This is a genomic window from Polyangium jinanense, from assembly GCF_028435365.1.
Genome location: NZ_JAGTJJ010000054.1, coordinates 50,887 through 65,650 on the forward strand (window position 1 = coordinate 50,887; position 14,764 = coordinate 65,650).

A 14,764-nucleotide genomic window follows, 5' to 3' on the forward strand; every position below is an offset into this window, starting at 1 on the left:
GAGGCATGACCGCGACGAACCAGCCGCGCGCGCTCGCGCAGGAGACCTTCAGGCGCCTGCGCGTGATCCACCCGGACGCGCATTGCGAGCTCGACCATGTGAACCCATTCCAGCTCCTCGTCGCCACGGTGCTGAGCGCCCAGACGACGGACGTGCTGGTCAATCAGATCACGCCGAAGCTGTTCGCTCGCTGGCCCGACGCGCCCTCACTCGCGAACGCGCCGGTCGCCGAGGTCGCGGCGCTCCTGCGCGAGCGGCTCGGGATGTTCAACCAGAAGGGGAAGAACATCGTCGGGCTCGCGAAAAAGCTCGTGGAGAAGCACGGCGGCGAGGTGCCGCGCACGCTCGCCGAGCTCGTGGAGCTGCCCGGTGTCGGGCGAAAAACGGCGAACGTGGTGCTCGGCGTTGCGTTTGGCCGGCCCGAGGGCGTCGTGGTGGACACGCACGTGCAGCGGCTATCGCAGCGGCTCGGCTGGACCACGGAGCAGAAGCCCGAGACCATCGAGAAGGCGCTCTGCGCGCTGTTTCCGCCCGAAGACTGGAACATGCTGTCGCTCGTCCTGATCTTCCACGGGCGGCGGGTCTGCTTCGCGAAGAAGCCCGCGTGCGCCGCGTGCGGGGTGAACGACGCGTGCCCGAGCGCGTTCGCGGCAGAGAACGTGGGGCGCAAGCCGCCGAAGAAGCGGCCGGCCGTGGTCATCGAGGCGGCGCCGAGGAAGGCCGCGAAGAAGGCGGCCACGAAGAAGGTCGCGGCGACGAAGACCGCAGCGAAGAAGGTCGTCGTGAAGAAGGGCGTGGCGACGCGGATCGCGCCGAAGAAAGCGGCTGCAAAAGGGAAGGGGAGCGGGCGGGCTTAACGGCCGCGGAACGCGGTCACGAGCTGCTCGGCGGCCGTGTACGGATCGGTCTGCCGATGCGCCACGGCTTGCGCGGCGTCGTCGAGCGCGCTGCCGAGCTCGCCCATCGCCGCGTCGAGCAGCGCCTCGCGGAGCTGCGTGCGCATCGCCTCGCGGAGCCGCTCGAACCGCCGTGCCGCGCCGGACTCCGTGCCCGTGAGCCATGCGTAGTGCGCTTCGAGCTGCGTCACCAGCGCGGCCACGCCCTCGTCCCGTGTCGACACGGTCCGCGCCACGGGCGGCACCCACTTGTTCGCGTCGTGCCGCACCACCTGCTTCTGGATGTCGAGTGTCCCCGCCGCGTGCCCGCGGCTGTGCACGCCCGCTTTCACGACCTCACCACCGAGCGCGATCATGAGCTCGAGGTCCCGCACCGCGGCGTCCGCGCCCTCGCGATCCGCCTTGTTCACGGCGAACACGTCTGCGCATTCGAGCAGGCCTGCCTTGATCGCCTGCACGTCGTCGCCGAGCCCCGGCGCCATCACGACGAGCGTCGTGTCTGCGGTGCGCGTGATCTCGAGCTCGTCCTGACCGACCCCGACCGTCTCCACGAGGATCACGTCGGCGCCCCACGCGTCGAGCACGCGGATCACGTCCGCGGCCGACCTGGACAAACCGCCGAGCGCGCCGCGCGTCGCGAGCGATCGGATGAACACGTCGGGATCGCTGAAATGCGCCTGCATCCGGATGCGATCGCCGAGGATCGCGCCGCCGGAGAACGGGCTCGTCGGATCGATCGCGACCACGGCGACGCGCTTGCCTTGCTTGCGGAAGACCGCGATCAGCCGATCCGTCAGCGTGCTCTTGCCCGCGCCGGGGTTCCCGGTGACGCCGATCGTCCAGGCGCGGCCCGTGTGCGGGAACAGATCCTTCAGGACCGTAAGATAGTCCCCGGTGCGATCGTCGGCCCAACGGCAGGCCCGGGCCGTGCCACGCATGTCCCGGGCGAGCACCTTCTCCGCGAGCGGATGCACGGCGCGTTTGCTCCTAGATCCGCTTGAGATCGGGCTTCTTCGCGAGGAGCCGATCCAGCCACATGTTCGTGAGCTTCTCCTGCGCGCTGTTCGCGCGGAGGCGCGCCGACAGGTTCTTGAAGTCCACGCGATCGATGGGTTGGTCCTGGTTGTAGCAGGTGAAGACGAACTGCTCTTTGCCCGTCTCCGGATCCACCCAGCGCTGCAAGCACTGCGCGCAGACCTCTTTCATCATGCACTGCATCGGCGAGTTGATGCTCACGATGCCCACGTGCTTCGGGTTCAGGTGCGGCGCGAGCACGCCGTGCCGCGCCTCGCGCACCGCGTTCATCATGCGATCGGAACCGATCGCGATGATGCGGCTCACCTGCGAGAGCTTGAACATCTCGCCGCCGAGCGCGCCCTCCGCGTAGGCCTTCATCGCCTGCACGATGTTGCCGCGGAAGTGCCGATCCGCGGGCCTGCGCGGCGCGATCTCCACGCCGGCGTCCGTGCACCACACGACCTGGTCCGTTGCGGCCTCGATCTCCTCCTGCTTGAAGAGATCCTCGCCGTTTTTGTAGCCCGCGAAGTACACGACGTTCGCGCCGCTCGCCTTGAGCGCTTTCGCGATCGAAAAGAGCACCGCGTTGCCGAGGCCGCCGCCCGCGAGCAGCACCGTCTCGCCCGTGGGGATCTCGGTCGGCGTGCCGGTCGGGCCCATGACCACGACCTCCTCGCCCACGCGGAGGGAGGAGAGCAGGCGCGTCGACGTGCCCATCTCCAGCGCGATCAGCGAGAGCAGGCCCTTCTCCTTGTCGACCCACGCGCCCGTGAGCGCGATGCCCTCCATGGCGAGGCGCGTGTCTTCGACGACCTTCGAGAAGACCTCGTAGTTCTGCAGCCGGTAGAACTGGCCAGGCTCGAACTTCCGCGCCGCGGCAGGCGCGCGCACGACGACGTCGATGATCGTCGGCGTCAGGCGCTCGACCTTCACCACGACGGCCTTGAAGTCGTCGTCGAGCTTCGTGTAGAGCGCGCGCCGCCGCTCATCACGCGCGGCCTGCGGCTCCTCGCCGAGGCGCTCAATGTCCTTCGCGAAGAGCGAGACCACGTGCGGGTACGCGTCCTTCGCGCTCGCCATCGCCTTGACCACACTGCCGGCGTAGTGCGGGTGGTTGTCGCCGTAGAAGCTCACCGCGTGCGCGCCGTCATTGAAGCTCGTGAAGAAGCCCTCGCGCGCATCCGCGACGGCCTCGACGTGGAGCTTGCCCGCCTCGTCGACGAACGCCTTGTGCGGCTGGAAGTACTGCTTCCTCTTGTCGAACGCGAACGTGCCGGGTTTTTCCTTCTCGTACATCACGTTCGGGCTCGTGCCCGCCGCGACGCACACGCTGCGCGCCGGTAGCTCCACCATCTCGCCGCTCGAGGTCCACTTGCCGGCCTCGTCGACCTTCTGGCGCTCGAAGATCATGGCGCGCACGTGCCCGCGCTCGTCAAGGACCGCCTCGACCGGCGCCATGTTCTCGATGTAGCGCACGCCCTCCTCGAGCGATTTCGCGACCTCTTCGTGGTTCAGGCGGTAGGCCGGCGAGTCGATCACGCGCTTGCGGTAGACGAGCGAGACGCCGCCCCACGCGTCGAGCAACTTCTGCAGGTTCGGCGCGCGGCCCTCGCGTTGCGCCTTCTCGCGCTCCTCGCGGATCTGCGCCGCGTGCGCGCGTTGCTCCAGGACGAACTCGCGCTCCTCTTCGTCGAAGGAGGCCATCGTGGCGGCCTCGCCACGCTCGGCGATGAGCTTCGCCACGCGCGCGTCCGTTTTCTCCGCCTGGATCATGTAGTAGGCGATGAGCTCGGTCGCGGTGTCGATCGCCGTGAGGCCACCGCCGATCACGATCGCGGGCAGGCGCACCTGCAGGTTCGCGAGCGACGAGCGCTTGTAAGCGCCCGTGAGCTGCAGGGCCATGAGGAAGTCGCTCGCCTTGCGGATGCCACGCGCGACGTTGTTCTTGAGCGGGATGATCGTCGGCCGGCCCGCGCCCGCCGCGATCGCGACATGGTCGAAGCCGAGCTTCCACGCGTCGTCGAGATCGAGCGTCCCGCCGAACCGCACGCCGCCGTAGGCGCGGAAGTTCTGGTGACGCGCGAGCGTGATGTAGAGGACCGTCAGGAAGTTCTTGTCCCAACGAACCGTGATGCCGTACTCGCTCACGCCGCCGAACCCGAGCAGGATGCGCTCGTCGAGCTCGGTGTAGAGTTTTTTGTAGTCCTTCACGGGCCGCGGCGCGCGCGTGGCATCACCCGTCAGCTCGACGGGGAGCGGCTCGATCTTGAGCCCATCGACGGCCGCCACCGCAAAACCTTCGAGCGCGAGGTGATGCGAGAGCGTGTAACCCGCGGGCCCGAGGCCCACGACGAGCACGTTCTTGCCGATGTACGGGCGCGGGTGCGGCCGCTTCACGTTGAGCGGGTTCCAGCGCGAGAGCAGGCCGTAGATCTCGAAGCCCCAGGGCAAACCGAGCACGTCCGTGAGCACGCTCGTCTCGATCTGCGGGATGTTGACCGGCTCCTGCTTCTGGAAGACGCACGCCTTCATGCAGTCGTTGCAGATGCGGTGACCGGTGCCGGGCAGCATCGGGTTGTCGATGCACACGAGCGCAAGCGACGCGATGGAGTCGCCGCTCCGCCGCATCACGTGCATCTCGCTGATCTTCTCGTGCAGCGGGCAGCCGTTCAGCGTCACGCCGATCGGGTTCGGCTTGATCGCGCCGGTCTTGTTGTCGCGCAGGCCCTTCGAGCACGAGTCCTTGTCGCGATCGTGGCAGTAGAGGCAGTAGTCGACCTCGCTCTCGACCTCGCGCGCGGTCCCGCGCCGATCGGTGAGCGCGAAGCCGTCGCGGTGGCGCCGCTCGTGCTCGGGCCCGACGAAGAGCTCGGGCAGTTTGTCGTCCGCGCGGCGGAGCTGGACGAGCTGGTTGTGATCGAGCGTCGCCGGAGCCTTGAGCGAGGACCAGCGCCGCGCCGGATCGTGGTGATCGACGCGCCGCGCCGCGAGCCACGCCTCCACCGCGTCGAGGGCGAACGCGACGACCGCAGCGTCCTCCGCGTCCGCGGGCGTATCCCCCGCGACGGCCACCGCGCCCGCAGCGACCTGCGTGAGCATCGGATCCGCGGCGATCGCGGCCCGCACCTTCGCGGCCTTCTCGTGGAGCTCGGGCGTCCACGAGGCGCCGCCTGCCTTCGCGGCCTTGCGCGCGACATCATCGATCGTGACGAGCACGATCGTCGCCGCCGCGACCGCGAGCTCCTCCGCTTCGGATCCGCAGTCCAGCCGGCTCGCGTCCGCGCCGACCGCCGCGAGCGCGCGCCGTGCTGCATGCGCGGCCTCGACGGCCGTGCCTTTCCACGCCTTGCCCGCGCCCGGCTTGAAGAGGCGCTTCTTCGCAAAATCCTTCTTGAAGGCCCAGAGCGGCGAGCGCTCCTCGGCGCCCGCGGCGAGCGCCTCCGCCTCGCGCTCCACGCCGAAGAGGCGCACGACGAAGCGGGACAGGTGCGGCGCGCCGGCCAGCAAGGCCTCCGAGATCTCCTCGGCGGTCATGCCGCTCCCCTGGCACGCGCGGTACTTCGAGAACCGCTCGTACCCCGTGGGATCCGCTGCCTCGAAGTACGCATAAAACCGCCCCGTGAGCTCGGCCAGGCGACCGGCGTCGAAGAGATCGGCGTACACGAACCCGGGCTCGCCGAGCACGAGCTCGGAAGGTTCGGAGGTGGCGTTCACCCAGGAGGAGAAGTCGACTTGCAGACCGTCTTGCATCACCAGCGTTCCTGTCGTGACTGCTGTCTTTAGCGATGAAATATGGGGAAGCCACCCCGACGATTGAAGGGGACTCGTCGAGATTCGCTCAAGCCTGTCCGGCTCGTTCGTACTTTTCCTAGAATCGTAGTCGTTCGATCGTGCGCGTAGACATCTTGCCGGCGACCACGTCCGGATCCCGCAGGAGAGCCTGGTGGAGCGGGATGTTCGTGCGGATGCCGCCGATGATGAACTCGTCGAGGGCCGACCGCATGCGAGCGATCGCTTCCGCGCGGGTCGCGCCGTGCGTGATCACCTTCGCGAGCATGGGGTCGTAGTTGTTCGGCACGCGGAAGCCCCCGTAGACGCCCGACTCGACGCGCACGCCGCCGCCGCCCGGCGGGAGGTACTCGGTGATGAGGCCCGGCCAGGGGACGAACGTGCGTGGATCTTCCGCGTTGATCCGGCACTCCATCGCGTGGCCGCGTAAGCCGAGCGCGCGCCCGCTCGGGAGGTTGAGCGATTCCCCCACGGCGGCGCGGATCTGGTTCTCCACGAGATCGATGCCCGTCACCATCTCCGTGACCGGATGCTCGACCTGGACGCGGGTGTTCATCTCCATGAAGTAGAGATTTCCCCGCTCATCCATCAGGAACTCGAGCGTCCCGAGCGAGGTGTACCCCGTCTCGACGAGCGCGCGCGTGCACGCCGCGGAGAGCTCGGCCCGTTTCTCCGGCGTCATGGCCGGGCTCGGAGCTTCTTCGATGATCTTCTGGTGCCGGCGCTGCAAGGAGCACTCGCGCTCGCCGAACGTGAAGATGTGCCCGTGGTTGTCACCGAGCACCTGCAGCTCGATGTGCCGCGGCTCCTCGACGAACTTCTCGAGGTAGACGTCGGGGTTCTTGAAGCCCGCCAGCGCCTCGCTCGTCGCCGTCTCGAAGGCGCGGCGGATCTCGCTCTCGTCGCGCACGACACGCATGCCGCGACCGCCGCCGCCGCCCGCAGCCTTGAGGATCACGGGGTAGCCGACGACCGCCGCTTGCGCCGCGGCGTCGTCGCCGTCGCGGAGCACCGTCGTGCCCGGCAAGAGCGGCAAGCCGAACCTCTTCGCGGCTTCCCGCGCACGGACCTTGTCGCCCCAGAGGCGCATCGCCTCGGGCGTGGGGCCGATGAAGGTCAGGCCGCAGCGCCGGCACAGATCGGCGAACTCGGCGTTCTCCGACAGGAAGCCGTAGCCCGGGTGGACCGCGTCTGCGCCCGTAATCTCGGCGGCGGCGATGATCTGCGGGATGTTCAGGTAGCTCCGGCGCGGATCGGCCGGGCCCACGCAAACGGCCTCGTCGGCGAAGCGCACGTGCGGCGCGCTCGCGTCGACGTCGGAGTGGATGGCGACCGCGCGGATCCCGAGCGTGCGGCACGCCCGGAGGATGCGCATCGCGATCTCGCCGCGATTCGCGATGAGGATCTTGCCGAACACGACGCCTACCTCCTCTTTGCCGCCGCGGCGCTCAAGCCTTCCGGATCTTGAAGAGCTTCTGACCGAACTCGACGGGCTTGCCGTTCTCGACGAGGATCTCGACGAGCGTGCCGTCGCAGTCGGCCTCGATCTCGTTCATCAGCTTCATCGCCTCGATGATGCAGAGCGCCTGGCCCTTTCGAATCGCGCTCCCGACCTCGACGAAGGGCGGCGCTTCGGGGGAAGGGGAGCGGTAGAAGGTGCCGACGAAGGGCGAGGTGACGAAGTCGCACTTCTCGTCGCTCTCGGCCCTCGCCGCCTCGACGGGGCGGGGCGCCGGGGCGCCGGGGGCGACCTCGGGGCGTTCTTCGTAGGCGACGACGCGCGCGCCGCCCGCGCCGCGCGCGAGCCGGATGCGCCCGTGCTCGTCCTCGAACTCGAACTCGGTGACGTTACGCTTCTCGAGGACGCGGAGCAGCGTCCGGAGCTGCTTGAGGTCGATGTTCATGCCAATCCGTTCCCGCGCGGTGGCGGCCGCTCTCCTGGAAGCGACCCGCCAGAGTCGGGGTGCTTTCTAGCGGAAGGATGGCAAAAAGGAAGGGGATTCGAGGGCGTCGGCGATGTGACGCTGGACGTCAATTTTCGCGCTGCTGCAGGTGGTAGACGAGGCCGAGCAAGCCGAGCACGTACGACGCGGGACCAAAGCCGGCGACGGTGCCGAGGCACGCGCCGGCCGTGATCGAGTGGTGACGGAACGACTCGCGCGCCGCGGTGTTCGTGATGTGTACCTCGACCACGGGCAGGCCGCTCGCGCGGATGGCGTCGTGCAGCACGACCGAGGTGTGGGTGAGCCCGGCGCCGTTCATGACGATGCCGTGAAAGCCTTCGTCCGCGGCGCGTCCGATGGCCGTCACGAGCTCGCCCTCGTGGTTCGACTGCAGGAACGACACGAGAACGCCTTCGCTCCGCGCGACCTCCTCGACGGCCTTGTGGATGTCGTCGAGGGTGGTCGTGCCGTAGATGGAAGGTTCACGCTTGCCGAGCCTGTCGAGGTTCGGTCCTGAGACGACCAGGACGCGTTTCGGCGAGGTGCTCACATGTCCTTCAACAGGACCGGCGCTTTGACGCGCAGCATGTACCGCGCCTTGCCGACGTTACCGTCGGGCCGTACGGAGACCGCGACGAAGTGTCGTTCGTTCAGCACGCGGATGACCGTCGTCACCTTCGCGGCCTCGATGGCGATCTCGGCGGTATCGCCGGCCTCGAGCATCTGGGCCGCACGCTGGATCGACTTGATGACGACGCTGAACTCCGCGCCGATCGTGTTGATGTCGAAGGGGGCGTCGGGCTTCGAGTAGCTGTCGACCGGGATGCCCTCGAAATCCATGAGGAGGCTGGCGATGCCACCCTCCGTGCCTTCGACGACCTCCTTGAGGACGCTCTGGAACATGGGCTGAAACCTTAGCGAAACCCGAGGCGGACGGGAAAAAGAAAGGGGAGGTTCGTTCGAAGAGCCTCGGATTTGCGGCCTGGCACCCCAGGACGTCCGTCCGGTCAGGCGCGCTTTCCGTCCTCCGATCGTCCTGACAGTCTCGGGGGAGCCACTTTTGCCTCTTGCATCCCGATGCCAACCGGGCCATTCCCGCACCTACGGGCCCGCCCTAACCGGCGCTTGACCCTCGTCCCGCCGAGCGGCTAACGTGCGTCGCGGCTACGTGCCCACCGACCCATCGCGGTGGCACCTGGTTTGTCCCCACGTATCCGAACGAGAAGGACGGCCCAAAGAAATGCGCGCACGAGCCGGGGATCCCCCCCGCACGATGCCCCAGAAGATCCTCGCGGGACGCGCCGCCGATCCGCAGCTCCGAGGAGATCTGGTCCAGGTCAAGGTCGATCAGATCATCCTGTCGCGATCGCCCAACCGGGCCCTCGGTGAGGCGCTCTCCGCCGGGATGAAGAAGACCCCGGTCGAGATGGCCGTGGCCTACGACGGCACCTGCGTGACCGACGCGCGCGCCCTCGCCGACGTGGCCGCCGGCGCGCCGCAAGCCGTCTCGCCAGAGCTGCCCGCGTACAACGTGCCCATCGCCCGCGGCGGCATCGGCTTCCCCGCGCCCGTACACCTCGAGCGCTTCGCCGCGCCAGCGAGGCTCGCGCTCACGGACGACGCGCGCCTCGCCCCCGTCGGCGGGGTCGGGATGCTGACCCTCGTGGTCTCCCCGAGTCAGCTCGGCCAGGCCCTCGCGACGGGATCGACCTGGGTGCGCCCACCGCGCAGCGTGCAGATCCACCTCTCGGGCCGCGTGCGCCCGTTCGTGTGCGCGCGCGACGTGGCGCTCGAGCTCCTGCGCCGGGGCATCGACGAGATCGTACGGCGCATCGAGGCCGAGCATCACGCCCCCGTGGTGCTCGAGTTCGCGGGCCCGAGCGCGCGCCTGCTCTCGGTCGCGGAGCGCGCGGTGCTCTGCGGCATCGCGCCCCAGGTCGGCGCCGCCGCAGCCCTGTTCGTGAGCGACGAGAAGACCGAGGTCTTCCTTCGAGATCAACGACGCTCCAAGGCGCACCGCGCCCTCGTCCCCGATCCGGGCGCGCCATGCGAAGAGGTCGTCTCGCTCGATCTCAGCACGGTGGATCCCCTGCTCATGGACGAGGCGGGGGTCGTGCGACCCGTGCGGGATCTCGCGGGCAAGCCCGTGGGCCAGGTCGTGCTCGGCGGCGACTCGGGCGTGACCCTGCGCGACATGCTCGCAGCCGCGCTGCTCCTCAAGTCGAAGCGTGTTCCTTCGCGGCTCGACCTGCTCGTCGCGCCGCCGTCGCGCCAGGTGCTCGAGGTCCTCGCGCAATCGGGCGCGCTCGTGGATCTCGTGGCCACGGGCGCGCGCATCATCGAGCCCGATCGGCGCGTCGTGACGGGGGAGCTCTATCCGCCGCCATCAGGGACGATCTCGCTGCGCACAGCGGAACCGGCGCCGCGCGTGCCGGGCGTGCCGTCGTTCGTCGTGGCCTCGGCCGAGACACTCGCGTACGCGGTGGCCACGGGGACCGTCGGGGATCCGCGCTCGTTCAAGCGCCCCGTGCGCGTGACCGTGCCGCGCGCGCTGCCCACCGACGACGTGCTCGTGCTGCGCGACAAGAAGGGCGAGGGCGCGGCCGCGGGCAAGTCGCCCGCGCTGCCGCCACCGGTGTCGTGGAAGGGGCTGCTCGAGCTCAACCTGATCGAAGGTGCATCCCGATCGGGCTCGAACGGCAAACCCGCGGAGATCCAGGCGGCCCCCGGAGGTCCGCCCACCACGGGCGGCGTCGTGGTCGTGCTCCGTTCACTGGACGAGGTCCGCGCCGTCGTGGAGAAGACGGTCGATCTGCCGGCGCTCCGCGCCGTCGTCGCGCCGTTCGTCCCGAGCACCGCGGTGGGAGCGCTCGCGAGCGAAGGCATCGCGACGTTCGAGGTACCGCCCGCGTCCCTCGACGGCTTGAAGGGGCAGAAGATCCTGTCCTTGCCCGAGCCCGCAGCCTGGGGAGACAAGGTTCGTGCGGTCGTTGGAGAGCAAACGATCGAGATGACCTGGCTCGCACTCGGCGCGGAGCGGACGTGGACGCACGCGGGCACGTCGCGCTCGCCAGGATCGTCGAAGGCCTCGAAGGCCTGAGCGTAGCGTAGCGCCGGGGTTTCACCCCGGACCCGACCAGGGGTTGTCCACCCCTGGACCCGGACCAGGCACGGCCTGGACCGAGGGCGGATAAACCGCGCGATGCGCGGTTTATCCGACGGGCCCGTGGCAAGACCACGAACCACCTCGCCAGCCGAGGCGGCAGCGCTGCACGCCTCGAGCAGACACGTCAGCGCTGCGGTTTTGACTGGCAACATCGTCGCCGGTCTTGCTTCGGCCTGTTCGATGAACTGCGCATCGCGCAGTTCATCGACCCTGAGTCCAGCGCTTGCACTGGTCCGGGGTGCAGGGGGCGGACAGCCCCCTGCTGGGGTGCGGGGCAAAGCCCCGCTCCGCGCATCTCACGTCACGGGGTTGGCAGCGCCTTCTCCAGCTTGATCGAGGCGAGCAGATCCCGCACCCGCACCGACTGCTCGTTCACCTCGATCTCGAGGATTGTCAGACGCTTCGTGATCTCGCCGAGACGCGTCGACGCCTTGCCGAGACGATCCGTGAAGTCCTGCCGCATCTTTTCGGTGTTCTGCCGCGACACCGTGTCCCGCGGGTCGTCCTTGATCTTCTCGATCGCCTTCAAGTTCCGCCGGAGCTGCTCGCTCTCGCGCTCGAGCGTGTTCTGCTCGGACTGGAGCTTGTTCCGCTCGTCGAGCGCCGTCCGCAGCTTGCCGCGTGCGTCCCACGCCTTCTTCAGCTCTGCCACCACGATCTTGTCGGCGCGCGGATCGTTCATGTAGGCCTTCACCGCGTCGTCGGCGAGCTGCGACAGTGCGTCGACCTGCCGCGTGAAGCTGCGACGTTCCTCCACGTCGAGCACGTTCATCCCGCGCTTCGGCGTCGTCTGCGGGACGAGCGCGCTGCCCGTGCCGACGTTGTCTTCGGTGCCTTTGGGCGGGTTTTCGAGCCGCGTGCCGGGCATCCGCGCGTGCTTCACGAGCGTCTTTGCGTCGAGGTCCGTGCCGTTCTTGATCGTGTACTTCGTGTGGTAGACCCAATCGCGCTCGATGTAGAGCTGCCCCGCCTCGATCTTCGCGAGCCGCGCGCTGAGCTCGTCCTCCGTGCGGTCCGTGGTCACGGCGAGACCTCGTTCGAGGGCGAACGGCACCGTCGCGACGGCACCGGGCGGCAGTGGATCGACCATGCCTTGCCCGAGGAATGCGCCGCCGTCGAACACTGCGATCGGCCCTTTTTCGAGGATGCCCTTCGTGTTGTTCGTGAAGCGCGCGACGCGGAACGGGTGCGAGAACGAGTCGCGCACGCCGCCGTCTGGCGAGAACAGGAAGATCGCCTCGCCGGGCACGCTTTGCGCGAGCAAGAGAACCATCGTCGCGCTCTTGTTCGGGATGTCGACGGCGAAGGGGAGATCGTAACGCGTCGTGCCGCCTTCCATCGCGACGGCCGCGAGCGCGTTCACGTTGCGCGGGTTCGACGGCGTCACCGGGGGCGGCATCTCCGTCGGATACGGCGCGGGCGCGGCCGCCTGGCCGGTGGCCGGATATCCGCCGCCGTAGTTCGCCGCCACGCGGCCCCTCTTCGCGGGCGCCGCCGACGAGCGTTTCGTCGACGCGCGCGGCGCGGGGCCGCGGCCCTCGCCGGAGAAATCTCCGTCCGCCGCCTCATCCTTCGTGGCCTCGGCCTCGGCGAGCAGACCGTCGAGGCTCTCGCCGCCCTCTTCGGTCCGCGACGCGTCCATCGGCATGGGCGGCGGCGGCGGAGGCGCGGACGCCATCGTGGGCAGGCTCGTCTCGCCCACGGGCACCGACGCGATCACCTCGCCTTCATCCGTCACCACGGGGCGCGGCGGCACCACGGGTTTGTCGAGGGTCGCCTGGAACGCGAGCGGCGCGCCCGCGACGAGCGACAAACGCACGCCCTTCCAGTCCTCGCCCGACTGGTTCTGCACGATGCCCCAGGCCTGCAGGTCCGCCTTCCCCGTGCCGGTGCTCTCGGCCTTCCCGATCACCAGGCGATACGAGGGCCGCCAGACCGGCGTCTCCGCGACGTACCCGACCACGAGATCGTGCTCCTCGCCGTCGAGCGTCAGCCGCACCGTCTCGCGGCCATCGCCCTTCTTCTTCTTCGGCGGCTTCGGAGGCTGCGGCGGCGGCATCGGCATGCCGTACCGAGGCTCGGGGGCGGGCGGCTCGGCCTCGCTGTCCTCGTCCTCCTCTTCGCCATCGCCTTCGTCCTTGTCCTTCTCGAGCTCGACCGGGAACGACGCGCTGCGCACGCTGCTCCCGCCTTGCTCCATCACGGCGAGCGTGGCGAGGAAGTCGCCGATGCGCTCGGTCCGGACCTTGAACGCGACCTCGGCCTCGTCCACGTGCCCAGCGCGCTCGTAGTACCCGACGCCGTTGCGGTAGATGACCACGCGCCGGAGCGCGAGACCGCTGGCGACGTCCGGTCCTCGCGCACATCCCGCGAGGGGGAGTGCGGAGGCCAGAAGGAGAAACCCACCCACAGCGCCCAGTCGAAAGTGAGAAAAGCGGCTCATTCGTTGCCTCGAACGCGCGAGGATACGTGGCCTTACACCAAAGTGTGTTGTTTTCGCGGCCGTCCGGCACGAACGGGGGTAGATAGCCGGCGCCATGCCCTCTGCTCTGCGCTGTACCGCGTTCCTGGCCCTCGTCGGGGCCTCCGCTGCCTGCACCCAGAACGGCGAATCCCAGCCGCCGAAGCCTGCCGCCACCCCGGCCGCCGAGACCACGAGCGCCGCCGCGCCCGCCACCTCGACCGCGCCCGCCGCAAGCGCAGCTCCGGCCGCCGCGACTGCCGCCGAGGCTCCGAAGGCCGCGCCGGCTGACGCGAAGGGGACGGGGCTCCCGAAGGACCTCAACGTCCTTGTGGTGACGGTCGACAGCCTGCGGGCCGACATGCCCTGGCTCGGCTACCCGCGCGACATCGCGCCGGTGCTCACCAATTTCGCGAAGACCGCGGTCTCGTACTCGCGGTTCTATGCCGTCTCCTCGTACACGGCGATGAGCCTCGGCGGCTTCCTCTCGGGCCGGTATCCGAGCGAGCTCGAGCGAAGCGGCTACTTCTTCGGGAACTATCCCGACAGCGTGCTCATGTTCCCGGAGCTTCTGCAGAAGGCCGGCGTGCGCACGTTGACCGCGCACGCGCACTTTTACTTCGATCAAAAGGCCGGCTTCCGCCAGGGGTTCGACGTCTACGAGATCATCCCGGGCCTCTCGGTCGACAACACCACGGACAAGAACGTCACGAGCCCGCAGCACGTCGATCTCGCGAAGAAGATCCTCTCGGAGAAGGCGAACACGGGCGGCCGCTTCTTCGCCTGGTTCCACTTCCTCGACCCGCACGATCAGTACATGCCGCACGACGGCATCGGCCCGTACGGCAAGTCGACGCGCGACAAGTACGACGCCGAGGTCACGTTCACCGACCAGCACCTCGGCAAGCTCTTCGAGTTCGTCGATTCGCAGGAGTGGGGCAAGCGCACGGCGATCATCGTGTCGAGTGATCACGGCGACGCGTTCGGCGAGCACGGCATGTACCGCCACGGCTTCGAGCTCTGGGACGTGCTCACGCACGTGCCGCTCATCATCCGCGCCCCGGGCATCGTGCCCCGCCAGATCGACGAGCCGCGCAGCGGCGTCGATCTCGCGCCGACGATCCTCGAGATGTTCGGCCAGCCGAAGGATCCGGCCATGCAGGGCACGAGCCTCGTGCCCGAGCTCTACGGCAAGGATCCCGAGAAGCGCGACGTGATCCAGGATCTCCCGCGCACGAGCGACAACGATCGCCGCAGGGCCTTCGTGCGTGGCGACTGGAAGCTCATCGCCGAGGGCGACGACGCGGGCTACCGCTTCTTCAACCTGAAGGATGATCCGGCCGAAAAGGTGGATCTCAAGAAGAAGAACGCGGACGAGTTCGAGAAGATCAAGGCCGCGTACAAGGACAAGAGCGGCACGATCAAGGACGTTTGTCCGAAGATGCGCGAGAAGCTCAAGGGCAAGAACAAGAAGAAGCCCTGCTGAAGGAAG

General features: G+C 68.7%; 10 protein-coding genes. 3 read left to right on the forward strand and 7 right to left on the reverse strand.

Annotated elements, in window-relative coordinates; genetic code table 11:
• The first annotated feature begins 5 nt into the window (after positions 1-5).
• Positions 6-857 carry an endonuclease III gene (nth, locus tag KEG57_RS44180; protein WP_276073679.1) on the forward strand — a complete coding sequence of 284 codons (852 nt, stop codon included), beginning with the start codon at positions 6-8 and terminating at the stop codon, positions 855-857.
• On the opposite strand, the gene meaB is transcribed toward nth, so the two are convergent.
• The 6 genes from meaB to KEG57_RS44210 form a co-directional block, all read right to left on the reverse strand.
• Positions 854-1,870, reverse strand: a complete 1,017-nt coding sequence (meaB, locus tag KEG57_RS44185) for a methylmalonyl Co-A mutase-associated GTPase MeaB (protein WP_272423021.1) — start codon at positions 1,868-1,870, stop codon at positions 854-856. The genes nth and meaB overlap by 4 nt on opposite strands.
• A 13-nt stretch (positions 1,871-1,883) precedes the next feature.
• On the reverse strand, positions 1,884-5,663 hold the full coding sequence (locus tag KEG57_RS44190) for an FAD-dependent oxidoreductase (RefSeq protein ID WP_272423023.1): 3,780 nt from the start codon (positions 5,661-5,663) through the stop codon (positions 1,884-1,886).
• A gap of 118 nt (positions 5,664-5,781) precedes the next feature.
• The gene (accC, locus tag KEG57_RS44195; RefSeq protein WP_272423025.1) at positions 5,782-7,119 is read right to left on the reverse strand and encodes an acetyl-CoA carboxylase biotin carboxylase subunit; all 1,338 of its coding nucleotides are present in this window, start codon (positions 7,117-7,119) and stop codon (positions 5,782-5,784) included.
• A 31-nt stretch (positions 7,120-7,150) separates the two neighbouring features.
• Positions 7,151-7,606: an acetyl-CoA carboxylase biotin carboxyl carrier protein gene (gene accB / locus KEG57_RS44200; RefSeq protein WP_272423026.1), complete on the reverse strand. Its 456-nt coding sequence runs from the start codon at positions 7,604-7,606 to the stop codon at positions 7,151-7,153.
• Between the two features lie 127 nt (positions 7,607-7,733).
• Positions 7,734-8,195 (reverse strand): type II 3-dehydroquinate dehydratase, encoded by a 462-nt coding sequence (aroQ, locus tag KEG57_RS44205; RefSeq protein ID WP_272423028.1) that lies wholly within the window; start codon positions 8,193-8,195, stop codon positions 7,734-7,736.
• Positions 8,192-8,548: a roadblock/LC7 domain-containing protein gene (locus tag KEG57_RS44210; protein WP_136934686.1), complete on the reverse strand. Its 357-nt coding sequence runs from the start codon at positions 8,546-8,548 to the stop codon at positions 8,192-8,194. The genes aroQ and KEG57_RS44210 overlap by 4 nt, the downstream gene beginning before the upstream one ends.
• A 370-nt stretch (positions 8,549-8,918) precedes the next feature.
• Between KEG57_RS44210 and KEG57_RS44215 the strand changes: the two genes are divergently transcribed.
• Positions 8,919-10,745, forward strand: a complete 1,827-nt coding sequence (locus KEG57_RS44215; RefSeq protein WP_272423030.1) for an aconitase family protein — start codon at positions 8,919-8,921, stop codon at positions 10,743-10,745.
• A 367-nt stretch (positions 10,746-11,112) separates the two neighbouring features.
• Here the strand turns inward: KEG57_RS44215 and KEG57_RS44220 are convergent, their stop codons facing one another.
• On the reverse strand, positions 11,113-13,131 hold the full coding sequence (locus KEG57_RS44220) for a hypothetical protein (RefSeq protein ID WP_272423031.1): 2,019 nt from the start codon (positions 13,129-13,131) through the stop codon (positions 11,113-11,115).
• 217 nt (positions 13,132-13,348) lie between these two features.
• Here KEG57_RS44220 and KEG57_RS44225 point away from each other — a divergent pair, with 217 nt between their 5' ends.
• Positions 13,349-14,758, forward strand: coding sequence for a sulfatase (locus KEG57_RS44225; RefSeq protein WP_272423032.1), 1,410 nt, complete (start codon positions 13,349-13,351; stop codon positions 14,756-14,758).
• Positions 14,759-14,764: the final 6 nt, after the last annotated feature.